Source organism: Mesorhizobium sp. M1227 (assembly GCF_040318315.1).
Classification (GTDB): Bacteria; Pseudomonadota; Alphaproteobacteria; order Rhizobiales; family Rhizobiaceae; genus Mesorhizobium.
Genome location: NZ_JAMYLZ010000001.1, coordinates 48,199 through 68,366, shown reverse-complemented (window position 1 = coordinate 68,366; position 20,168 = coordinate 48,199). Strand labels below are relative to the sequence as shown.

General features: G+C 63.2%; 23 protein-coding genes. 12 read left to right on the top strand and 11 right to left on the bottom strand.

The window, feature by feature from the left end; translation table 11 throughout:
• Window positions 1–50 precede the first annotated feature (50 nt).
• Both NKH28_RS00345 and argB read left to right on the top strand, forming a co-directional pair.
• A complete protein-coding gene (locus NKH28_RS00345) occupies window positions 51–1,565 on the top strand; it encodes an amidase (protein WP_352977488.1) in 1,515 nt (504 codons plus the stop codon).
• A gap of 96 nt (window positions 1,566–1,661) precedes the next feature.
• Window positions 1,662–2,555 (top strand): acetylglutamate kinase, encoded by an 894-nt coding sequence (gene argB, locus NKH28_RS00340; RefSeq protein WP_352472350.1) that lies wholly within the window; start codon window positions 1,662–1,664, stop codon window positions 2,553–2,555.
• Between the two features lie 19 nt (window positions 2,556–2,574).
• Here the strand turns inward: argB and bchE are convergent, their stop codons facing one another.
• Together bchE and NKH28_RS00330 are read right to left on the bottom strand one after the other, a co-directional pair.
• Complete coding sequence (gene bchE, locus NKH28_RS00335; protein ID WP_352977486.1) at window positions 2,575–4,113, bottom strand: magnesium-protoporphyrin IX monomethyl ester anaerobic oxidative cyclase; 1,539 nt, start codon at window positions 4,111–4,113, stop codon at window positions 2,575–2,577.
• A gap of 102 nt (window positions 4,114–4,215) precedes the next feature.
• Window positions 4,216–4,692 carry an Lrp/AsnC family transcriptional regulator gene (locus NKH28_RS00330; protein ID WP_352455982.1) on the bottom strand — a complete coding sequence of 159 codons (477 nt, stop codon included), beginning with the start codon at window positions 4,690–4,692 and terminating at the stop codon, window positions 4,216–4,218.
• 140 nt (window positions 4,693–4,832) lie between these two features.
• On the opposite strand from NKH28_RS00330, the gene phhA reads away from it, so the two are divergent.
• Complete coding sequence (phhA, locus tag NKH28_RS00325; RefSeq protein WP_352472351.1) at window positions 4,833–5,666, top strand: phenylalanine 4-monooxygenase; 834 nt, start codon at window positions 4,833–4,835, stop codon at window positions 5,664–5,666.
• 8 nt (window positions 5,667–5,674) lie between these two features.
• On the opposite strand, the gene NKH28_RS00320 is transcribed toward phhA, so the two are convergent.
• A complete protein-coding gene (locus NKH28_RS00320; RefSeq protein ID WP_352455980.1) occupies window positions 5,675–6,160 on the bottom strand; it encodes a MarR family winged helix-turn-helix transcriptional regulator in 486 nt (161 codons plus the stop codon).
• Window positions 6,161–6,253: 93 nt separating this feature from the next.
• Between NKH28_RS00320 and NKH28_RS00315 the strand changes: the two genes are divergently transcribed.
• The gene (locus NKH28_RS00315) at window positions 6,254–6,421 is read left to right on the top strand and encodes a hypothetical protein (RefSeq protein WP_352455979.1); all 168 of its coding nucleotides are present in this window, start codon (window positions 6,254–6,256) and stop codon (window positions 6,419–6,421) included.
• A 49-nt stretch (window positions 6,422–6,470) separates the two neighbouring features.
• Here NKH28_RS00315 and NKH28_RS00310 read toward each other — a convergent pair whose 3' ends face one another.
• Window positions 6,471–7,232 (bottom strand): GGDEF domain-containing protein, encoded by a 762-nt coding sequence (locus NKH28_RS00310; RefSeq protein ID WP_023677477.1) that lies wholly within the window; start codon window positions 7,230–7,232, stop codon window positions 6,471–6,473.
• Between the two features lie 161 nt (window positions 7,233–7,393).
• Here NKH28_RS00310 and NKH28_RS00305 point away from each other — a divergent pair, with 161 nt between their 5' ends.
• Complete coding sequence (locus NKH28_RS00305; RefSeq protein ID WP_352455977.1) at window positions 7,394–8,101, top strand: pyrimidine 5'-nucleotidase; 708 nt, start codon at window positions 7,394–7,396, stop codon at window positions 8,099–8,101.
• A 34-nt stretch (window positions 8,102–8,135) separates the two neighbouring features.
• Here the strand turns inward: NKH28_RS00305 and NKH28_RS00300 are convergent, their stop codons facing one another.
• The gene (locus NKH28_RS00300) at window positions 8,136–8,975 is read right to left on the bottom strand and encodes an LOG family protein (protein WP_023718198.1); all 840 of its coding nucleotides are present in this window, start codon (window positions 8,973–8,975) and stop codon (window positions 8,136–8,138) included.
• A gap of 145 nt (window positions 8,976–9,120) precedes the next feature.
• Between NKH28_RS00300 and dapD the strand changes: the two genes are divergently transcribed.
• From dapD to NKH28_RS00280, 4 genes are all read left to right on the top strand, one after another.
• Window positions 9,121–9,975, top strand: coding sequence for a 2,3,4,5-tetrahydropyridine-2,6-dicarboxylate N-succinyltransferase (gene dapD, locus NKH28_RS00295; RefSeq protein WP_023677474.1), 855 nt, complete (start codon window positions 9,121–9,123; stop codon window positions 9,973–9,975).
• A gap of 30 nt (window positions 9,976–10,005) precedes the next feature.
• On the top strand, window positions 10,006–10,383 hold the full coding sequence (locus tag NKH28_RS00290) for a DUF805 domain-containing protein (protein WP_352455974.1): 378 nt from the start codon (window positions 10,006–10,008) through the stop codon (window positions 10,381–10,383).
• A 21-nt stretch (window positions 10,384–10,404) separates the two neighbouring features.
• The gene (locus tag NKH28_RS00285) at window positions 10,405–11,193 is read left to right on the top strand and encodes a hypothetical protein (protein WP_352455973.1); all 789 of its coding nucleotides are present in this window, start codon (window positions 10,405–10,407) and stop codon (window positions 11,191–11,193) included.
• A 335-nt stretch (window positions 11,194–11,528) separates the two neighbouring features.
• Window positions 11,529–12,629, top strand: coding sequence for a diguanylate cyclase domain-containing protein (locus NKH28_RS00280; RefSeq protein WP_352977484.1), 1,101 nt, complete (start codon window positions 11,529–11,531; stop codon window positions 12,627–12,629).
• Here NKH28_RS00280 and NKH28_RS00275 read toward each other — a convergent pair.
• The gene (locus tag NKH28_RS00275) at window positions 12,619–13,650 is read right to left on the bottom strand and encodes a 2-dehydropantoate 2-reductase (RefSeq protein ID WP_352539948.1); all 1,032 of its coding nucleotides are present in this window, start codon (window positions 13,648–13,650) and stop codon (window positions 12,619–12,621) included. The genes NKH28_RS00280 and NKH28_RS00275 overlap by 11 nt on opposite strands.
• Before the next feature lie 130 nt (window positions 13,651–13,780).
• On the opposite strand from NKH28_RS00275, the gene dapE reads away from it, so the two are divergent.
• Window positions 13,781–14,980, top strand: a complete 1,200-nt coding sequence (dapE, locus tag NKH28_RS00270; RefSeq protein WP_352472355.1) for a succinyl-diaminopimelate desuccinylase — start codon at window positions 13,781–13,783, stop codon at window positions 14,978–14,980.
• A gap of 2 nt (window positions 14,981–14,982) precedes the next feature.
• Window positions 14,983–15,591: a transporter gene (locus NKH28_RS00265; protein WP_352455970.1), complete on the top strand. Its 609-nt coding sequence runs from the start codon at window positions 14,983–14,985 to the stop codon at window positions 15,589–15,591.
• Here NKH28_RS00265 and truA read toward each other — a convergent pair.
• The 4 genes from truA to def are packed head-to-tail and all read right to left on the bottom strand — an operon-like array spanning window position 15,573 to window position 18,329.
• Window positions 15,573–16,328, bottom strand: a complete 756-nt coding sequence (gene truA, locus NKH28_RS00260) for a tRNA pseudouridine(38-40) synthase TruA (RefSeq protein WP_352977482.1) — start codon at window positions 16,326–16,328, stop codon at window positions 15,573–15,575. The genes NKH28_RS00265 and truA overlap by 19 nt on opposite strands.
• Before the next feature lie 18 nt (window positions 16,329–16,346).
• Window positions 16,347–16,856, bottom strand: a complete 510-nt coding sequence (locus NKH28_RS00255; protein WP_352919951.1) for a GNAT family N-acetyltransferase — start codon at window positions 16,854–16,856, stop codon at window positions 16,347–16,349.
• On the bottom strand, window positions 16,853–17,782 hold the full coding sequence (fmt, locus tag NKH28_RS00250) for a methionyl-tRNA formyltransferase (protein WP_352814130.1): 930 nt from the start codon (window positions 17,780–17,782) through the stop codon (window positions 16,853–16,855). Before fmt ends, NKH28_RS00255 begins: the two co-directional genes overlap by 4 nt.
• 16 nt (window positions 17,783–17,798) lie before the next feature.
• Window positions 17,799–18,329: a peptide deformylase gene (def, locus tag NKH28_RS00245; protein WP_352539945.1), complete on the bottom strand. Its 531-nt coding sequence runs from the start codon at window positions 18,327–18,329 to the stop codon at window positions 17,799–17,801.
• 103 nt (window positions 18,330–18,432) lie between these two features.
• On the opposite strand from def, the gene NKH28_RS00240 reads away from it, so the two are divergent.
• Window positions 18,433–19,695 (top strand): DNA recombination protein RmuC, encoded by a 1,263-nt coding sequence (locus NKH28_RS00240; RefSeq protein ID WP_352769475.1) that lies wholly within the window; start codon window positions 18,433–18,435, stop codon window positions 19,693–19,695.
• Between the two features lie 39 nt (window positions 19,696–19,734).
• Here the strand turns inward: NKH28_RS00240 and NKH28_RS00235 are convergent, their stop codons facing one another.
• Window positions 19,735–20,139 (bottom strand): GFA family protein, encoded by a 405-nt coding sequence (locus tag NKH28_RS00235; RefSeq protein ID WP_352769472.1) that lies wholly within the window; start codon window positions 20,137–20,139, stop codon window positions 19,735–19,737.
• Window positions 20,140–20,168 lie beyond the last annotated feature (29 nt).

The following is a 20,168-nucleotide window of genomic DNA, read 5'->3' as shown; positions in this document are numbered from 1 at the left end:
CGGCAGCGCCAGCGTCGATTGCCAATGAAATCGCCGCCCGCTAGCTTGCAATGAGCGGGAGGGCGACCATGTCGATCGAGCGGGTTCTGTGGGAGCATGACGCAACCGGCCAGGCCGCACTCGTGCACAAGGGAGAGATCACACCGCAAGATCTCGTCGATGCGGCGATCGCCCGGGCCGAGGCCACCCTGCCGGAGATCAACGCCATCGCCGAACCGCTTTTTGAGGCGGCGCGGGCGCGAGCGAAAACCGTCGACCACAAGCTGCCGCTTGCCGGAGTGCCCTTTGCGCTGAAGGACCTCGGCATCGCCATGAAAGGCGTGCCGACGCATGGCGGCAGCCGCATCCCAGCTTTCACCCCCGATTTCAGTTCGGTGATGACGGAACGCTATCTGGCCGCCGGCCTGATCCCGATCGCCACCAGCACCGCACCCGAACACGGGCTGAGGCTGGTGACCGAGTCGGTGGCTTACGGCGTCACCCGCAATCCATGGAACACCGCGCATACGACCGGCGGTTCCTCGGGCGGTGCGGCTGCGCTGGTCGCGGCCGGCGTCGTGCCGGTGGCGCATGCCTCGGATGGCGGCGGCTCGATCAGGGTGCCTGCCGCTTGCACCGGGCTGGTCGGGCTGAAAACCTCGCGCGGCCGCGTACCCTTGACGCCGCTCGTCACCGAAAGCTGGTACGGCTTCGTCGTCGACCATGCGTTGGCCCGCTCCGTGCGCGATACGGCCCTGCTGCTCGACCTGACCCACGGGCCCGACCCGCTGTCGCCCTACGCGGCACCCTCGCCGAACGGCAGTTTCACTGCGGCCGCCGGGCGCGATCCGGGCAAGCTCAAGCTCGCCTTCTATCGAAAATCGCCGCTCGGCTTGCCGATATCCGAAGAGACGTTGAAAGCTCTGGATGCGGCGATTGCGCTGGCGCGCGAAGGCGGGCACGGCGTCGAGGAGATCGACCTGCCCTATATCGATCGTGATTTCATCGCCGATTTCGCCAGAACCGTCGCCGCGGCGGTGGCCGGCACGATGCGTGGCGAGGCCTTGCGCGTCGGCCGCTCCATCTCAGGCGACATCGAACGCGCCACGCGCGTGATGAGCCGGTTCGGTGAAATCCTCTCGGCCGGCGAAATCTATGCCGGCCTGCAGCGGCTGCACGCAACCTCGCGCCGGCTTATCACCGAAACCGCGCACTATGATGCAGTGCTGATGCCTGTCATCGCGCACCCGCCGCTCGCCTGCGGCACCATGGACCCGAAAGGCGCCGACGAATTCATCGAGAATGTCCTGGACAGACTGCGCCTCGCCGGCCTGCTGAAGTTCAAGCCGCTATTCGGCCAGCTGATGGACAAGAGCCTGTGGTTCACCCACTGGCCGGCGATCCAGAACGTCAGCGGGCAACCGTCGATCACGCTTCCGGTTTACGTCACCGATGCCGGCCTGCCGCTCGGCGTCCAGGCCGCCGGCCGCCCCGGCGACGAGGAAACGCTTTTGTCGTTCGCCGCGCAGATGGAAAGGATCTCGGGCTGGCTGGGCCGACGGGCGCCGCTGCAGCGGCCGGCATAGGCGGTGATTTGATCGATCGTGACAGCAAAGCCGTTTGCCCCGTCGTCTAATTCCCGCTAAGACGCCGCCGTTCATGCCAAGCTGGGAACCACGCCGATGACGGATGTCGCCGCCACCGCCGAAATGCAGGCCGCGCTGCTTTCAAGGGCGCTGCCCTACATGCAGCGCTACGAGAACAAGACGGTCGTGGTGAAATATGGCGGCCACGCGATGGGCGACATCGCGCTCGGCAAGGCTTTCGCCCGCGACATCGCACTTTTGAAACAATCCGGCGTCAACCCGATCGTCGTGCATGGCGGCGGGCCGCAGATCGGCGCCATGCTCGCCAAGATGGGCATCGAATCCAAATTCGAGGGCGGCTTGCGCGTCACCGACCAGAAAACCGTCGAGATTGTCGAGATGGTGCTGGCCGGGTCGATCAACAAGGAGATCGTCGCGCTGATCAATGCCGAGGGCGAGTGGGCGATCGGCCTGTGCGGCAAGGACGGCAACATGGTGTTTGCCGAAAAGGCACGAAAGACCATGATCGATCCGGATTCCAACATCGAACGGGTGCTCGACCTGGGCTTCGTTGGTGAGCCTGTCGAGGTCGACCGCACATTGCTCGACCTCCTGGCGCGGTCCGAAATGATCCCGGTGCTGGCGCCGGTGGCGCCCGGCCGCGACGGCCATACCTACAACATCAACGCCGACACTTTTGCCGGCGCCATCGCCGGCGCCTGCCAGGCGACGCGCCTGCTGTTCCTTACCGACGTGCCCGGCGTGCTCGACAAGGACAAGAAGCTGATCGACGAGCTGACCGTGGCCGAGGCCAAGGCCCTGATCAAGGATGGCACGGTCTCGGGCGGCATGATCCCCAAAGTCGAGACCTGCATCGAGGCAATCGAGCGCGGCGTCGCAGGCGTCGTCATCCTCAACGGCAAGACGCCGCATGCGGTGCTGCTCGAGCTGTTCACCGAACACGGCGCCGGCACGCTGATCGTGCCGTGAGGCCGGGTGTCTGAGGGGCTCAAGCGTTTGGCGAAATAGCGGTCACGGACTTACGCGGCAGGCGTTCGACAACCATCGATTCCTCTTCCTCGTCTTGCGGCGCGCCCCAGAATTCGGCGAGCGTCGGGCCATTTTTGAGGCGGCGGTCGCGGACCAGAAAGCCCCAGACTTCGCGAAACCAGACGCGGCGGCCCATTCTGGTGTACCAGCGCATCGAATGCCTTTGCTCCGGATCCTTGTGGAACAGGATGCGCGCCAAGGCCTTGGGCCGCGACTGCACCGCCAGTTCGATCAGCTTGACGGCGAAGAACAGCATCCACGGCTTGAGGCGGGTCATCCGCAGGACCTGATGCTTGTAGTCCCACAGGCGGGCGTCCAGCTGGATCACCTTGCGGTCCCTGGCAATCCTGAAGAACGGCGTCCAGCGATGCGGCGTCACATAGAGCGCCTGGATCTGGTCGGGGTCATAAGCGATCAGCTGGCGGAAGCCGCGCCAGAGGTCGCGCAAGCCTTCGTCCTCGAAACCGACCACCCAGGTCGCCATCGACAAGATGCCGTTGAGGCGCAGCAGCCGTATCGCCTCGCGGTCGGATGAGGTGCTGCCGCCCTTGCGGATCAATGCAAGCGTCTGCTCGTCGATGTTTTCCATGCCAAGCAGCCAGCGGATGACGCCGGCCTGGCGATAAAGATGCAGACTCTCGGCGTCGCGGACGATGTCGTCGGCGCGGGTGGAGCCGACGATCAGCACCGGCACATTCTCGGCGATCATCGCATCGAGAAAGGCGCGCCAGGCTTTTTTGGACGACGTCGGGTTCTCGTCGGCAAGGTTGATCAGTTCGACGCCATGCTCGCGGTATAGCCAGGCAATCTCCCGCGCGAACTTCACGGAGTCGCGGTGCCGCCAGCGCGTCCAGAAGCCGCGCTGGCCGCAATAGTTGCACAGATGCGGACAGCCTCGCGAGAACTGCATGACCACCGCGCGCTTGCCTCCCCAATAGCTGTAGCGACTGAAATCGATCAGTTCCCAGCCGATGCGGTAGTCGTCTAGGTTGGCGATCGTTCTTGCCGGCTTGGTGGCAAAGGGCTGGCGCAAATCGTCAGGAAAGGCGATGCCCGCCACATCCGACAGCGGCTTGCGTTTCTCCAGCGCTTCGGCAAGCGCCACTATGGTCGCCTCGCCCTCGCCACGAACGATGACATCGAAGGCATCCGTTTCGGCCAGTATGTCGCGCCAGTGATAGGTCGGAAACACGCCGCCATAAATCAGGATTGCCGCCGGATCGATGTGCTTGACCATGCCGGCGATCAGCAGGGCTGTCGGATGCGCAGACGTCGAGCCGGAATGGCCGATCAGAATGCAGTGGGGATGGTCGCTCAAGGCGTCCCGGACCAGCGTGGCAAGCGCCATCGGCCCGAATTCGGCGTCCACAAGCCGCACTTGATGTCCCGCGTCGATCAGCGGACCGCCCAGTGCCAGCAAACCGAGCGGCGGCAGATGGTCGTCCGGGACGCGGCTGCCGATAGCTGTATGTGGCGGGTTGATCAGGACGATTTTCATGGCGGACCTTATGCAATGGCGGTCCGCATGTCGTAGTCGGCGATCTAGCTCTGGAGATTGGCTCGATTCAGCAGTTCGTGTGCAGCTTTTCCGCAGAAATGCCTATCGTCTGAGATGTGCAAGCGGGACATGGCCTGGCCCCTTGATGTTCTGCAGCACAAGCTGCGTGTGTACGTCGCGCACGCCTTCGAGCCGCATCAGCCGGTGCATGACGAAGGCATTGAGTTCGTCGACCGACGGCACCATGACATGCAGCAGGAAATCGTAGTCTCCAGTCATCGTCCAGCACGACGACACCTCGTCCATGCGCTGCACGGCGGCGATAAAGTTTTCGGGCGAGCCGTCGCTGTGGGTTACGAGGCGCACCTGGATGAACACCTCGACCATCAGACCGACGGCGCGGCGGCTGAGCACCGCAGCGAAGCCCTTTATGATGCCCGCCTGCTGAAGGGCCTCGAAGCGCCGCGCGCAAGGTGTCGTCGACAGGCCGATCTCCTGCGCCAATTCGGAGACCGGCTTGCGCCCGTCGCGCTGCAGGATGTCGAGCATCTTGATCTCGAATTCGTCAAACTGAGGCATTTTCACTCTCCCAAAGCTCGATCGTGCAGCCTTTTACCTCCAACCCTGCGTTTGAGCCACCATCAAAGCTGATTTGCCTCGCGCGATCCGGCTAGAATTTCCGGCAATTGGCTGGTCATGATTTCCAGGGAGAGCAAGCCATGACAATGAACGTTGCCGACTATGCCCGCGAATGCGCGGCGCGAGGCCTTCGCGGCGATTATTCGGTCTGCCGTGCCGATTTCACCGTGGCGCAGGGCTACAATTATAGCGACGAAGAACAGGCGGTGTGGCGCACGCTGTGCGACCGCCAGACGAAGCTGACCAGGAAGCTCGCCCACCATTCCTATCTCGATGGCGTTGCGGCGCTCGGCCTTCTCGACAAGATCCCGGATTTCGGTGCGGTCAGCGAGAAGCTGCGCAAGCTCACCGGCTGGGAGATCGTCGCTGTGCCGGGGCTCATCCCCGCCCAGCCGTTCTTCGACCACCTCGCCAACCGCCGCTTCCCGGTCACCAACTGGCTGCGAACCCAAAAGGAGCTCGACTACATTGTCGAGCCCGACATGTTCCACGATTTCTTCGGTCACGTGCCGATCCTGACGCAGCCGGTCTTTGCCGACTTCATGCAGATGTATGGCAAAAAGGCCGATAACGTGATTGCGCTCGGCGGCGACGAGATGATCACCAGGCTTTACTGGTACACCGTCGAATACGGGCTGATACGCGAGCCGGGCCAGCCGCTGAAGGCTTTCGGCGCCGGGCTGATGTCATCCTTCACGGAGCTTCAGTTCGCGGTCGAAGGCGGCGAGGCGCACCATGTCCCCTTCGACCTGGAAACCGTAATGCGCACCGGCTACGAGATCGACAAGTTCCAGCGTGCCTATTTCGTGCTGCCGTCGTTCGACGCCCTGCGTGATGCTTTCGAGACCGCCGATCTTGCGGCGATCGTGGCGCGCCGCAAAGGCGAGCCAGCGCTCGACCCGGCGAGCCTATAGGCTGTCGGTTATTCCAACGCCTCGGCCTTCAGCCGGGCCAGCTGGTCGCGCTGAAGGTCGAGGGACGCCGTAACGAAGCGCAGGATCGTGGCGAGCTCAGTGTCGCTGAATGTGGCGATCACCTTTTCCCCCTCCTGCGCGATCGCGCCATAATAGCGCGTCGATAGTTCTCGTGTGAGTTCCGTCGCCTCTATGACCACCTTGCGCCTGTCCTCAAGGCTGCGCGTTCGTGTCAGCAGGCCGCGTGCCTCCAGCCGGTCGATCAGCGCGGTGACCGCGGCCGGCGTCAACCCTGTTGCGGCCGCGACCTCGCCAGCCGATCGCGGGCCGCCATAGAGCAGCGCCAGGCAATGGCGTTCCGCCATACTCAGCCCAAGCCTATCGCCCACTGCCTCGTCATAAGCCTGCGTCGCGTCCTGCCAGCCCATAATGGCAAGGCTGATGGCGGTCTTCATGTCGGCCCGATTCATGCTTGACGAATTTATTTCGATCATCTAACTATCAAACTGCCTAACATTATGGCTATTATAGTAATATGCTGCATCAGGCGCAAGGCAAGGCCTGTCGCAGCCTGCAAGGAGTGAAACATGAATCAGACCCCGACGCGCGGCCCACTCACACCGGCCGAGGAGTTCAAATATGCCAAGCTGGCGATGGAGTGGTATGGCTGGGGCTCTCCCATTGGCCTTGGCATCGCTCTGGTGGCGGTGGCGGCGGCCGCCCTGCTGTTCCGCATCGCCATCTTCGGATTTTGACAGTCTGGCAGCGGCGCGGTTGAATGCAGCAGAAGGCTTAGGGCCGAGCTCAGGCGGCTTCGGAAATATCGCGGTCGATGATCGACAGATTACGGCCGCGATGCTTGGCCTCGTAGAGCCGCTGGTCGGCGGCGCGCATTAGCTCCGACACTGCGGCGTCTCTGCCGCAGGTGATGCCGCCAATACTGACTGTCAGCGGAACCGTTCGTTCGTCGACGGGCCGGAAACGGATACGCTCGACTTCACGGCGGATGCGCTCGGCGATGCGCCTGGCCTCGTGTTCGGTGGCACCAATCAGAAGGGCGCAGAATTCCTCGCCGCCGATGCGGCCAAGCACGTCGCCGCTGCGCACGCCACGCTCTATCGCGTTTGCAATCAGGAGCAGCGCATCGTCGCCGATCAGATGGCCGTAGCTGTCGTTGATGGTCTTGAAATGGTCGGCATCGACGATCAGCAATGCCCCGCGATCGGATTTGCGCCGGGAGCCGTCGAGAGCGGCAAAGAAACTTTCGCGGTTGAGCATGCCGGTCATGTCGTCGCGGCTCGCCTTTTCCGCCAAGCGCCTGTGCGCGGCGGCGAGTTGGGCATGGGCGCGGGCGAGCTCGCGATGCGCGGTCTGCAACCTTTCGCCCTGCCAGAACGTATAGGCGCCGACGCTCCAGGCCAGCGCGAGCGGGCACACGGTGGATGTCAGCCAGATGGTGCGATTGATCGGAAACCCCATTGCCGGCACGACGATCAGCGTCAGCAAAAGCGAGACCGCGACGGAGGCGAAAGCGATGGCGGCAGACTTTAGAAATATGCGATTCATCGCTTGCTTCCACTGGTCCGTCTTGGTTCCAGCAAAGCGCTGAATGTCACCTTTCGGCGATGCTTAAGATTTTAATCATGGCGCCATTTTTACCACCCAGGGCGCGCATAGGTTGTGGATAAACCTCCTGTTAGAAAGATCGTTTCGTGCCATAAGGACGTATGACGACACTTCCCGACCCCGCCCGCTTTGCCCATGTCACCGACTGGGTGTTCGATCTCGACAACACGCTTTATCCGCATCATTCGAATCTGTTCTCGCAGATCGATGTGAAGATGACCGCCTACGTCGGAGAATTGCTGACGCTGCCGCGCGAGGAAGCACGCAAGCTGCAAAAGGAGCTCTACCGCGAATATGGCACGACGCTGAACGGATTGATGACGCGCCACGGCATCGACCCCGACGATTTTCTCGAGAAAGTGCACGACATCGATTATTCCTGGCTGGTTCCAGATCCCGTCCTAGGCACCGCCATTCGCCAGCTTCCCGGCCGTAAATTCATCTTCACCAACGGGGATCGCCGGCATGCCGAACGCACCGCGCGGCAGTTGGGCATTCTCGAGCATTTCGATGATATTTTCGATATCGTCGCAGCCGGACTGAACCCGAAGCCGGCGCGGCAATCCTATGAGAAATTTGCCGAACTCCACGCCGTTACCGGACAAAATGCGGTGATGTTCGAAGATCTTGCCCGCAACCTGTCGGTGCCGAAATCGCTGGGCATGACTACGGTGCTGGTGGTGCCGCGCAATTTCGAGCCGACCTTCTCGGAAATCTGGGAACGCGACCCGGCCAACGAGGACGATGTGGACTTCGTCACCGACGACCTCGCCAGCTTTCTCACGGCGATCGTGGAAGTCCCTGCTTGAGGCAGCCGGCGCGCTTCAAGTCCTTGCTTGCATGTCAAAGTTTATAGAAGCGGCTGACGATCCCCCAGGCCTCGTCAGCGGTGTCGACGAAATCGATGATATCCTGATCGCCGGGTGTGATCGTGCCTTGCTCGGCGAGGAAATCGAGGTCGATCGCCCTTGCCCAGAAAGCCTTGCCGAACAGAATGACCGGCACGCGTTCCATGCGGCCGGTCTGGATCAGGGTCAGCGTCTCGAAGAACTCGTCCATCGTGCCGAAGCCGCCTGGAAACACCGCAACGGCCTTGGCACGCATGACGAAATGCATCTTGCGGACCGCGAAATAGTGGAAGTTGAAGCAGAGTTCCGGCGTCACGTAGGCGTTTGGCGCCTGCTCGTGTGGCAGCACGATATTGAGACCGATCGACGGCGCGCCAACATCGTCGGCGCCACGATTGCCGGCCTCCATGACGCCCGGCCCGCCACCGGTCACCACGACGAATTCGCGATAGTACGAGGTGGCCGACTGCTGTGAGCAGAGGCGGGCGAATTTGCGCGCCTCCTCGTAATATTTGCTGTTTTGCTCGAGGTTCTTCTTCTGCGTCTCGTTCTTGGCCGCCCAGGCTTCGCCGCCGGGCTCGGGAATGCGCGCGCCGCCGAACAGGATGACGGTCGATTGGATGCCGCGCTCGGCCAGGATCATCTCCGGCTTCAGCAGTTCGAGTTGCAGCCTGACCGCGCGCAACTCGCGCCGCGTCATGAAATCGGGGTCGTTCCAGGCCAGCCGATATGTCTCCGCGCGCGTTTGCGGCGTGTCCGGCACGCTTTTCGATCGCTCCAGATCCTCGTCCGAATGCGGCAGCGGCGTCCATCCCGCCTTTTCCATGGGAGTCATATTTGCTTTACCCGTCCAATCATTCACCTGCGCCGTCCCGTGACGCTGCCGCGATTGACCCTCCCCAAGCCTTCACATAGGGTCCGCGCGACTTTCAAACAGGTTAAGGCGCCGGCCCTTAACAGCTTGGTAATGGAGCGAATTCATGTCGAAGCCCGATCTCGCGAGCCTCGAGGAGATCATCGAGAACGCCTTCGAGGAACGCGACACGATTTCGACCGCAACCCGCGGCGAGACGCGCGAGGCCATCCAATCGGCGCTCGACCTGCTCGACCGGGGCGTCGCCCGCGTCGCCGAGCGGCAGGCCGACGGCAAATGGCACGTCAACCAGTGGCTGAAAAAAGCGGTGCTGCTGTCGTTCCGGCTCACCCCGATGGAGATCATAAAGGGTGGTCCCGGTCAGGCGGTATGGTGGGACAAGGTGCCCTCAAAATTCGACGGCTGGAGCGCCGTCGATTTTGAGAAGGCGGGCTTCCGCGCCGTGCCGTCGTCGATCGTGCGCCGCTCCGCCTATGTCGCGCCCGGCGCCGTGCTGATGCCGTCCTTCGTCAATGTCGGCGCCTATGTCGACAGCGGCACCATGGTCGACACCTGGGCTTCGGTCGGCTCCTGTGCCCAGATCGGCAAGAATGTGCATCTGTCGGGTGGCGTCGGCATCGGCGGTGTGCTGGAGCCGATGCAGGCCGGCCCTACCATCATCGAGGACAATTGCTTCATCGGCGCCCGTTCCGAAGTGGTCGAAGGCTGCATCGTTCGCGAAGGCTCGGTGCTCGGCATGGGCGTCTTCATCGGCCAGTCGACCAAGATCGTCGACCGTGCCACCGGCGAGATCTTCTACGGCGAGGTGCCGCCTAATTCCGTCGTCGTCGCCGGCTCGCTGCCGGGCAAGCCTTTTCCAAACAACGAGCCCGGCCCCAGCCTCTACTGCGCCGTCATCGTCAAGCGGGTCGATGCCAGAACCCGTTCCAAGACATCGATCAACGAATTGCTGCGCGATTGATCTTTCTCAACGAATACGGACGGAATTCGCTTGCCTGATAGATCAGACCTCATCTGGCTTTTCTTCAAAGCTTCGGGCCGCGTCAGCCGCGCGGCCTATTTTCTTGGAGGACTGCTGGTGGCCATCATACAGGCCTTCCCGCTCTACCGTTTCACGCTGGTGCCGGAAGGCACCACCGAGAGCAACATGTGGTCGTTCATTTTCTTCATCGCCTTCATTGCCTCGCTTTGGTCGAACGTGGTGCTGGCGGTCAAGCGGTTGCACGACCTCGACAAGCCGGGCGTTGCGGCGCTGGTGCTGTTCGTGCCGGTTGTCTCGATCATCGCTTTCCTCGTGCTTTGCCTGTTTCCAGGGCAACCCGGCCCCAACCGCTACGGCAAGCGCACCAACGCCCCGGCCGAACCCTGAGCACCGATCGGACATTTCGTCATGCGCTACCGCTCGCTTGATCCGAAACTGATCCTCGAAACCGCCGAACGGCTGGAAGGGCGCGTCGCCGAGCGCTTTCCCGATGCAGGCTTGCGCGGCGTCGCCGCCGAGCTCGTGTCGCTGTCGCGCGATCTGGCAAAGGCAGCCAAGGCGCTGGAGGCGCCGATCTGGTGGCTGCGTGGCCTCATCATCGCCGCCTTCGTCGTCGGAGCGCTGATGTTCCTGTTCGTCGGCACAATCCTGCCGCTCGGCCGCATCTCGGGAAACCACGATGCCTTCCAGTCGGTGCAAGGCATCGAAGCCTCCCTCAACATGATCATCCTCGCGGTGCTGGGCTTCCTGGCCCTGATTCGCTCCGAGGAGCGGATCAAGCGCAAGCGGGTGTTTCGCCAGCTCCACGGGCTGCGGTCGCTGATCCACGTCATCGACATGCACCAGCTGACCAAGGATCCGGCAACGCTTTCAGCCAGTTTCAAGCCGACTGCGCATTCGCCAGCCCGCATCACCAACGCCGCCGACCTTGCCCGCTATCTCGACTACTGCTCCGAAATGCTGTCGATCACCGGCAAGATCGCCGCGCTGTTCGCGCAATCGGTGAATGACGCCGTGGTCATCGACGGCGTCAATGACATCGAGAACCTGGCTTCGAACCTCTCGCGAAAGATCTGGCAGAAGATCACGCTGATCGAAACCCCTCATGGGCAGCCGGCACGTGCGGCGAAGACCGATCCCGAGCCGGGCCCGCCGCGCCGGCCTGCAGTCCGCAGACGACCGGGGCCGGCAAGCTAAAACCGGCAACCCGGCGGCAGATCCGCTAGAGCGGTTCATCGTTTCGCAGAAACGCCGAACCGCTCTATCTTTTTTGTTTTGACGCAATTCCGGACGGAAAACCGCTTCACACTTTTCCTGGAATTGCTCCAGAGCGGCGGAGCGGGGAGTTCCGAAAGCCCGGTTTGCGCCGGATGCTCTAAGCGAATGTTAATCACCCTGGCCCAGCATGCCGGCGAAGACTGTGTCGACCGGCACGGAGCGCTCGACTGGCAAGCGACCTATCCCTGATCACCAAGGAGCCGCGCAAAACGTGGAGCGCCGCCGCTCGCCTCTTTGCCTGGTTCTCTTCGCCGATGAAATTGGAACCGGAAGCTGTCCGCGCCCGGCTTCTCGACACCACCTTCGACCGCAAATTCGCAGTCCTGTTCGGCACCATCAGCGTTCTGTTGGTTGCAGTCAGCGCCGCTCTTGCCACCGGGGATTGGTGGCCCTACGCTTGGATTGCCGCCGACCTGATGCTTTTCACCGTCCGCGTTCTGCTGATGCGGGAATGCGAGCAGGCCCGCAGGCGCGGCTCGAAAGGGCCGCTGGCGGGCCTGATGGCAGCCAGCGGCGTCTGGTCGGTCGTTTTCGGCCTCGGCTGCTATGGCTGTGTTGCCAGCGGGAATATGGCGCTTTCCGTACTTGCCGCCTTGAATGTCGCAGGCGTCGTCGGCGTGGTGTCGTCACGCAATGCGGCGACCCCGCGCTTCGCCATATTCGTCATGTTGGCCGTAAGCCTGCCTTACGTGGTCGGTGCATTGTTTTCTGCGGCGCCCGGAATGCCGATCGTCGGAATTCAAACGCCGTTCTATGTGGCCGGCGTCATCGTCGTGCTGCTTCAGAACCACGCAATCAATGCCCGCATGATCCGCGCCGAACTGGACAATCGCGACCTGGCCATCAAGGACGCGCTGACCGGCCTGCCAAACCGCATCTTCCTGCAGGAGAAATTGCGCGACATGTGCCGCGACCTTGCGGCGCCGGCCGCTAATGGCGGCAAGCCGTTTGCAGTGCTCAGCATGGATCTCGACGGTTTCAAACACGTCAACGACCGTTTTGGCCACGCCGTCGGCGACGTGCTGCTGCGCAAGGTGGCCGAACGATTGAAGCGGGGCTTCCGTCCGGGGGACGTGGTCTTCCGCATTGGCGGCGATGAATTTGTCATCCTTTTGCCCGCAACCTCGGAGATCGAGGCCACCTACCTGGCAAAGCGGGCCATCGAAAAGGTCTCGGTGCCTTTCGACCTCGGGGTCGGTTCCGCCATCCATGTCGGCTTGAGCGTCGGCAGCGCCTTCGCACCCGCCGACGGCGGCGATCCGGAAATCCTGCTCACCTGTTCCGACCATGCGCTGTACGAAGCCAAGCGCACCGGCAAGGGCCGTTACTGGGCGCCTGTGCGGGCTACGATCTGACGGACGCGACAACGGCTTCCGGCGACAGGCAGGGCGATCCGCCTCTTTCCTGCTCGACCGCGCGCACCAATGCCGTCACGCGCTTCAGCAACGGCGCCGGCGTGCCGGCCTTTTCGGCCAAACGCAAGGCCGCGCCTTGCAGTTCGCCGATCTCCGAGGGCCGGCGGCGCTGAAGGTCATCCCACATCGACGAACGCGCGGCCGGATCGATGGCAAGCATCCGACGCGCCAAGAACTTGAACAGCCAGTCGGGCAGGCGAAGCACTTTCGGCAGCAGCGCGGGACGCAGGCCGGCGATGCGAGCGGGTTCGATGCCTGTCGCCATCATTGCCGCCAATGCTTCGTCGATCTGGCCGGCCAGGATCAGCCGCCAGCGGCGATCGGCAAGCTCTGCCGCCAGCGGCAGGCCGGAAAGCGCCACCAGCGCGTTGTTGAGGTTGAGCAGCAGCTTGCCCCATAGCACCGCTTCGATGTCACCATGTGTGGCGACGGCAAAGCCCTCGACGTCGAGCAGTTCGTCAAGGCCTGTCGCGCCCTGTTCGATCATCACCTTGCCGCCGCTGGCGCGGTGCAGGCGAAGCGGCAATTCGCCCTCCGGTGATTGGACCACGTTGAACGGCACCATGCCCGCGAGCACCCGCCGGGCGGTGAGATGGGCTCGCAACTTATCGGCATTGTCGACGCCGTTCTGCAGACTGAGTACCACCGCATCCGGTCGGGCATGGGCCGCAATAAGCCCGGCCATGTCTTGCGTCGCGCCGCTCTTGACCGTTAGCAGGATGACATCGGCACCGGGGAATGCCGCGGCCGGATCGGCGGTGACCGACAATGCCTCCGGCTTGACGGATCGGTCGCGGCCATCACGGTCGGTGATGCGCAATCCACCTTTTTGCAGCGCCTTCTCGATGCGAGGCCGCGCCAGCAGAACCACCTTTCGCCCGGCAAGTATCAGGCAGCCGCCGGCGTAGCACCCGATACTGCCGGCACCGGCGATTACGATCGTCCTGCCATGCGTGATCATGCGATGGCCCTGTCCTGGTTGAGAGGCCTTGCCGCAACTTATACGGCATGAAAACCATAATGTCGGCGGCATGGCTGGCCCTTATGTCTGGCCGTGACAGGCCTTGCGCTTTCGACTATCGCTTTTGCCCATGACGCTGCCTACCGATCCGACCAGAAATCTGGCTGCTCTCATCCGCTGCGCTTCCGTGACGCCCGCCGAAGGCGGTGCGCTGAGCGCGCTGGAAGAAATGTTGAAGCCGCTCGGCTTTGCCGTCGAGCGCCCGGTGTTTTCCGAATCCGGCACACCTGACATAGAGAACCTTTACGCGCGGCGTTCCGGCAACGGCCCGCATCTGATGTTTGCCGGCCATACCGATGTGGTGCCGGTGGGCGATGAAACAGCTTGGACGCACCCACCCTTTGGCGCCGAGATCGCCAATGGCGAGATGTTCGGCCGCGGCGCCGTCGACATGAAGGGCGGCATTGCTTGTTTCGTCGCGGCGGTAGCGCGACATATCGCGCAGAAGGGCGGCCCGAAGGGGTCGGTCTCGCTGCTGATCACCGGCGACGAGGAAGGGCCGGCGATCAACGGCACGACGAAACTGCTCGAATGGGCGGCTGCCAAGGGCGAGAAATGGCATGCTGCGATCGTCGGCGAGCCGACCAATCCCGATGCGCTCGGCGATATGATCAAGATCGGCCGGCGCGGCTCGCTCTCCGGCACGGTCGTCGTCAACGGCCGCCAGGGCCACGCCGCCTATCCGCAGCTAGCCGACAACCCGGTGCGCGGCCTTGTGACGCTGGTCGACGCCTTGCTTCACCCCGTCTTCGACAACGGAACAAGGGATTTCCAGCCGACCAATCTTGAGGTCACCTCCATCGACGTTGGCAACCCTGCCACCAACGTCATCCCGGCGAAGGCGGCGGCTACCTTCAATATTCGCTTCAACGACACATGGACCGCCGAGACGATCCAGGCCGAGATCCACAACCGCCTCGACCGGGCGGCGAAACGCAAGAAATACCGCGCCGGCAAGAAGACGCCGGTCGACTACGAGATAGTCTGGCGCGACGGACCGAGCCACGTTTTCCTGACACGCGACGACAGGTTGATCGAGACGCTTGGCGGCTCGATCAAGGCGGTGACCGGCAGGAAGCCGGCGCTCTCCACCTCCGGCGGCACCTCCGATGCCCGCTTCATCAAGGATTATTGTCCGGTGGTCGAATTCGGACTGGTCGGCAAGACCATGCACATGGTCGACGAACGCGTGGCGATTGCCGACCTCGAGACGCTGACGCAGATTTATCTGCGCTTCGTTGAAGACTGGTTTGCGCAGGACATATCCTAGTGATGCTTTCAGCGGATGAAACCTACGCTTCGCTTGCCGGTGCCTGGCGGCTGATGCTCGGCAAAGCCGACGGATTTCGCCTGCTCGACCTTTCGGCGGACGGTTTCTGGAACTCCTTTTTTGCCATTGTCGTCGCGGCGCCGGCACTGATCGTCGGCTGGGTCGGTATTGCCAACGAGATCGGCGATCCCAACGCATTCGTCGGCCGTTTCAGCATGTTGATCCGCCTGGCCACCGTCGATATCGGCGCCTGGGTGCTGCCGCTCATAGGCCTCGCCCTGGTGGCGCCGCGGGTCGGCGTCGGCGGCCGTTTCGTCCATTATGTCGTGGCCAGCAATTGGGCCTCGGCGATCATCGCCTGGATGATGCTGCCATCGGCGTTGATCCGGCTTTTCCTGACATCGGCCAACGAAGTCTCCGGACTGGTGTCGCTGCTGTTGTTCGCGCTGTCGATGGTCTTGACCTGGCGGATGACCAACGTTGCGATCGGCAGGGGTGCGGCCACCGGCAGCGCCGTTTTTGCCGGCATGTTCGTGGCGTCGCTGATCGTCCTGTTCGGCCTGCAGGCGCTGCTCGGGATCAGCGTTCCGGATCAGCCAGGCGTCGGATAATCGACGCCGACGAGAAACAGCCCGTCGGGCGGCGCCACCTGACCGCAGGCCGCACGGTCGCGCGCCTCAAGCGCCGCCTTGAGGTCGGCAACAGTCCAGCCGCCTTCGCCGACACGTTTGAGCGAGCCGACCATCGAGCGCACCTGGTTGTGCAGGAATGACCGCGCCGAAGCGCGGACCTCAATGAAATCGCCCGCCCGGCTGACATCCAGCCGGTCGAGCGTGCGGACGGGGCTGGTGGCTTGGCACTGGGTCGAGCGGAAGGTGGTGAAATCATGCCGGCCAAGCAGCACCTTTGCCGCCTCGTGCATGGCGCCGGCATCGAGCTGCTTTGGTACCCACCAGATCTTGCCCTTATCGAGCGCCGCCGGCGCGCGGCGGTTGACGATGCGGTAGAGGTAATGGCGGCCGATCGCCGAGAAACGCGCATCGAAGCCATCCGGCACGACGGCGGCCTTCAGGATGGCGATGCGCGCCTTGGCCGCTTGCAGATGCGCGTTGACGGCGTCGCGCACCTTGTCGCCGGGCCATGCTTTGATCAGATCGACATGCGCCACCTGAGCGGTCGCATGGACGCCGGCATCGGTGCGGCCGGCGGCGCGCAGCGAAACCTGCTCGCCACAGAACTTCTCGATCGCCCGCTCGATCGCCTCCTGCACCGAAGGCTGGTTGGCCTGGCGCTGCCAGCCGGCGAAGAGACTGCCGTCATATTCGATGTCGAGGCGAAAACGCGGCATTCCCGGATCGAGGCGAAATCAGGCGGCGAGGGCTGAGCCGAAGGCCGAGGCGTAGACCAGCCTGCCGGTCTCCGGCGCCTCGTCCCAGGCAAGCGCCTGCAGGGCTTCGCTTTGGTACTCGCTCTCGAACTTCGCTGCACGGGCGCGGCTGTAACCGAAACGTCCATAGTAAGCGGGATCGCCGAGCACCACGGCGAGCGTCTCGCCAGCAGCCTTCAGGCGGATATGCGCCTCGCGGACCAGCGCACCGCCGATGCCGGTGCCGTGGAACGACGGCTCGACCGCCAAAGGAGCCAAAGCCACCGCCGGGAAGCTCTTGCCGCCATTCTGCACGAAAAGCCGTGAAAACAGGATATGGCCGACCACTTGCCCGTCTTCGTCCGCCACCAGTTCGACGACGGCATCACCGCCGGTGACCAGCGCGTCGACCAGTCCGGCCTCCGTCTGCTGGCCGAATGCGTGTTCTTCGACAAGGCGGATCGCCTCGCGGTCCCGCGGCGTCGCCGCGCGTATGGACATCATGCTCATGACAATTTCATTCCTTTTTCGAGCTTGGCGCCGCGCAGAAACTCCTGCGCGGCAATGGGCCTTGCGCCCGCACGTTGAACTTCGACCGGCCTGATCGCGCCTGACCCGCAGGCGACTGTCAGCCGGTCATCGAGAATTCCTCCCGGTTCGCCGGCGCCTTGCGAGAGCGTCGAGCGAAGCAGTTTCAGCCGTTCCACGCGGCCGCCGATTTCGGCCTCGCACCATGCACCGGGAAAGGGCGACAGGCCGCGAATCTGGTTGTGCACGTCGCCGGCAGGTCGCAGCCAGTCTATGCGAGTCTCCGATTTATCGATTTTCTTGGCGTAGGTCACCCCCACCTCCGCCTGTGTGGTAAATGTCAGCGTATTCCGCTCCAGCCGTTCGAGCGCTTGCACTATCAGCGAAGCACCCAAGACCATCAGCCGATCGTGCAGATCGCCGGCCGTCATGTCGGGTCCAATGGGACATTTTTCAACCATTGCCACAGGGCCGGTGTCGAGGCCTTCCTCCATCCGCATCACCATCATGCCCGTTTCGGTATCGCCGGCCATGATGGCGCGCTGGATAGGGGCAGCGCCGCGCCAGCGCGGCAGCAGCGATGCGTGGCCGTTGAGGCAACCGAGCCGCGGCGCCTCGAGAATGGGTTTGGGGAGGAGCAGCCCGTAGGCGACGACCACGGCGACGTCGGCACCTAAGGCGCGGAACGCTTCCTGCTCCGCCTCGCCCTTCAGCGACACCGGCGACCGCACCTCGATGCCAAGCCGCTCCGCCTCGCGCTGCACCGGCGACGGCGTCAGTTCGAGCCCGCGCCGGCCGCCGGCGCGCGGCGGCTGCGTGTAGACGGCTGCCAACTCGTGCCCGGCCCCGGCAATCGCCCGCAGCGTCGGCACGGAGAATTCGGGCGTACCCATGAAGATGACACGCAGGGGCATTCGTCGACGCCTACCCCACCATCTTGCCCGGCGCCTTGTCCCTGGCGAGCTTCTTGAATTTCTTGACCACCATGTCACGCTTCAGCTTGGAGATGTAATCGATGAACAGCACGCCGTTGAGGTGGTCGATTTCATGCTGCAGGCAGGTCGCCATCAGCCCCTCGGCCTCGATCTCCTGCAGCTTGCCGTCGCGGTCGAGAAACTTCACCCGCACCGCCGCCGGACGCTCGACCTCGGCATAGTAATCCGGGATCGACAGGCAGCCTTCCTCGTAGACCGAACGCTGGTCGGAGCTTTCGAGGATTTCGGGATTGATGAAGACGTGCGGTGCCGGCGTCTCGTCCTCTTTGGCCAGGTCGATCACCAGCATGCGCAAGGGTTCGCCGACCTGGATCGCTGCGAGGCCGATGCCGGGCGCGTCATACATGGTGTCCAGCATGTCGCCGGCCAGTTTGCGCAAATCCCCGTCGACACGCTCGACCGGTTTTGAAACCTGACGCAGGACGGGATCGGGAAGGATGATAAGCGGCTTGATCGACATGGCGTCTCACCTAAGACCTCGCAGGAAAAGCGTCAACCGGGGCGCCTTCGGGTCGTTCACGTTTTGATCTGTGCTGGCAGACCGAATCATCTATGCTGTCGACATGAACGATCTGGCCACCATCCTGTCCGAACCTGTCGCCCGCCTAGGCGCCACCACGATCACGCTCGGCCATGCCCTGGGTTTCGGCGCAATGCTGTTCCTTGGACTGTTCGTGGCGCTCGTCGTTGCGCTCTGGCGATCGGCCAAGGCGCGTGCAGTGGCGGCCGCCGAAGCCGCCGACCACGCCCGCGACGCCGAGGTGCGGATGGCCGGCATCTTGGCAAGCCAGGCGGAAATGCAGGGCCGCATGGGCGCCATCGCCGAAGTGTTCGGGGCGCGCCAGGCGGAACTGACACAGTCGATCGGCCAGCGTCTCGATGCCATGACCGGCCGCCTGGGCCAGACCATGACCGAGCAGACGAGATCGACGCATGAGAGCCTCGCCAAGCTGCAGGAACGGCTGGCGGTCATCGATATCGCGCAAGGCAACATCCAGTCGCTGGCCGGCCAGGTCGTGCAATTGCAGGCGATCCTTTCCAACAAGCAGACGCGCGGCGCCTTCGGCCAGTCGCGTATGGAAGCCATCGTCGCCGACGGATTGCCGCACGGCGCCTATGAATTCCAGGCGACCTTGTCGAATGGCAGCCGGCCCGACTGCCTGGTGAAGATGCCGAACGGCGCACCGTCGCTTGCCATCGATGCAAAGTTTCCGCTCGAGGCCTGGAATGCCATCCGGGCCGCCGAAGGCGCCGAACTGCAGAAGACCGCCGCACAGGCTTTCCGCCGCGACATCGAGGTGCATGTCCGCGATATTTCCGAAAAATACCTGATCCAGGGCGAGACGCAGGACACCGCCTTCATGTTCGTGCCTTCGGAATCGGTGTTCGCCGAAATCCACGAGAATTTCGAGGCCGTTGTCCAGAAGGCGCATCGCTCACGGATCGTCATCGTCTCGCCATCGCTTTTGATGCTGTCGATCCAGGTCATCCAGGCGATCCTCAAGGATGCCCGCATGCGCGAGCAGGCACACCTGATCCAGGGCGAGGTTATCCGGCTGATGGAAGACGTCTCCCGGCTAGACGAGCGGGTGCGCAAATTGCAGACGCATTTCGGCCAATCGGCCAAGGACATCGAGGACATCCTGGTCTCGACATCGAAGGTGACCAGGCGCGGACAGAAGATCGAGGCGCTGGAGTTTGGCGTGCAGCCGGCGGAGGACACCCCCGGTTCGAATGGCAGCGGAGCAAAAGCGGAAAGCAGCCCGCGCGTCGCCGATTCGAAAACCGGGCAGTTGAGGCTAAGGGTCGTCGAAGGCGACGATTGAGAGCTGCGCCGGAACCGGAGGCTTCGCCCCGGTCTGGCGCTACTGCTCCTCGATGATGGTTGTGCCTTCGAATTCCGGCAGCCAATGCAGCGCCGAGCGGTGCCAGATCTGCTTTCTCGGCACCAGTTGCTCGCGCTGCCGTGCCGTGCCGACCCTGATACCGTAAACCTTCGGTCCCTCACCCGCCGAAGTGGCGTAGAGATGCGAGCCGCACTCACCGCAAAATGCCTGGGCGCGCTTGGCGCCGCTCGAACCGGTCTTGATGTAGATCTTCGGCGTGCCCTTGGTGATCCTGTAATTGTCCTCGGACGCCGGCACGGTGACGCGAAAGGCCGTTCCGGTTAGCTTCTGACAATCGATGCAGTGACAAATGGTGGTCTTTTCCGGATCGATCTCGGCCTCGTAAGTAATGGCGCCGCAATGACACCCGCCGTCGATTTTCATCTTCGTTCCTCCTGGAGCTTTTGCCCGCA

Excerpts from the sequence above, each read along its gene's own strand:
- NKH28_RS00265 (WP_352455970.1), top strand. The coding sequence starts at position 14,983 with ATGCTTTCAGCGGATGAAACCTACGCTTCGCTTGCCGGTGCCTGGCGG.
- phhA (WP_352472351.1), top strand. The coding sequence starts at position 4,833 with ATGACAATGAACGTTGCCGACTATGCCCGCGAATGCGCGGCGCGAGGC.
- bchE (WP_352977486.1), bottom strand. The coding sequence starts at position 4,113 with ATGAAAATCGTCCTGATCAACCCGCCACATACAGCTATCGGCAGCCGC.
- NKH28_RS00315 (WP_352455979.1), top strand. The coding sequence starts at position 6,254 with ATGAATCAGACCCCGACGCGCGGCCCACTCACACCGGCCGAGGAGTTC.
- NKH28_RS00255 (WP_352919951.1), bottom strand. The coding sequence starts at position 16,856 with ATGAGCATGATGTCCATACGCGCGGCGACGCCGCGGGACCGCGAGGCG.
- NKH28_RS00310 (WP_023677477.1), bottom strand. The coding sequence starts at position 7,232 with ATGAATCGCATATTTCTAAAGTCTGCCGCCATCGCTTTCGCCTCCGTC.
- NKH28_RS00320 (WP_352455980.1), bottom strand. The coding sequence starts at position 6,160 with ATGATCGAAATAAATTCGTCAAGCATGAATCGGGCCGACATGAAGACC.
- truA (WP_352977482.1), bottom strand. The coding sequence starts at position 16,328 with ATGCCGCGTTTTCGCCTCGACATCGAATATGACGGCAGTCTCTTCGCC.
- NKH28_RS00300 (WP_023718198.1), bottom strand. The coding sequence starts at position 8,975 with ATGACTCCCATGGAAAAGGCGGGATGGACGCCGCTGCCGCATTCGGAC.
- dapE (WP_352472355.1), top strand. The coding sequence starts at position 13,781 with ATGACGCTGCCTACCGATCCGACCAGAAATCTGGCTGCTCTCATCCGC.
- dapD (WP_023677474.1), top strand. The coding sequence starts at position 9,121 with ATGTCGAAGCCCGATCTCGCGAGCCTCGAGGAGATCATCGAGAACGCC.
- NKH28_RS00285 (WP_352455973.1), top strand. The coding sequence starts at position 10,405 with ATGCGCTACCGCTCGCTTGATCCGAAACTGATCCTCGAAACCGCCGAA.
- NKH28_RS00330 (WP_352455982.1), bottom strand. The coding sequence starts at position 4,692 with ATGCCTCAGTTTGACGAATTCGAGATCAAGATGCTCGACATCCTGCAG.
- NKH28_RS00240 (WP_352769475.1), top strand. The coding sequence starts at position 18,433 with ATGAACGATCTGGCCACCATCCTGTCCGAACCTGTCGCCCGCCTAGGC.
- NKH28_RS00305 (WP_352455977.1), top strand. The coding sequence starts at position 7,394 with ATGACGACACTTCCCGACCCCGCCCGCTTTGCCCATGTCACCGACTGG.
- def (WP_352539945.1), bottom strand. The coding sequence starts at position 18,329 with ATGTCGATCAAGCCGCTTATCATCCTTCCCGATCCCGTCCTGCGTCAG.
- NKH28_RS00275 (WP_352539948.1), bottom strand. The coding sequence starts at position 13,650 with ATGATCACGCATGGCAGGACGATCGTAATCGCCGGTGCCGGCAGTATC.
- NKH28_RS00345 (WP_352977488.1), top strand. The coding sequence starts at position 51 with ATGAGCGGGAGGGCGACCATGTCGATCGAGCGGGTTCTGTGGGAGCAT.
- NKH28_RS00280 (WP_352977484.1), top strand. The coding sequence starts at position 11,529 with ATGAAATTGGAACCGGAAGCTGTCCGCGCCCGGCTTCTCGACACCACC.
- NKH28_RS00235 (WP_352769472.1), bottom strand. The coding sequence starts at position 20,139 with ATGAAAATCGACGGCGGGTGTCATTGCGGCGCCATTACTTACGAGGCC.
- argB (WP_352472350.1), top strand. The coding sequence starts at position 1,662 with ATGACGGATGTCGCCGCCACCGCCGAAATGCAGGCCGCGCTGCTTTCA.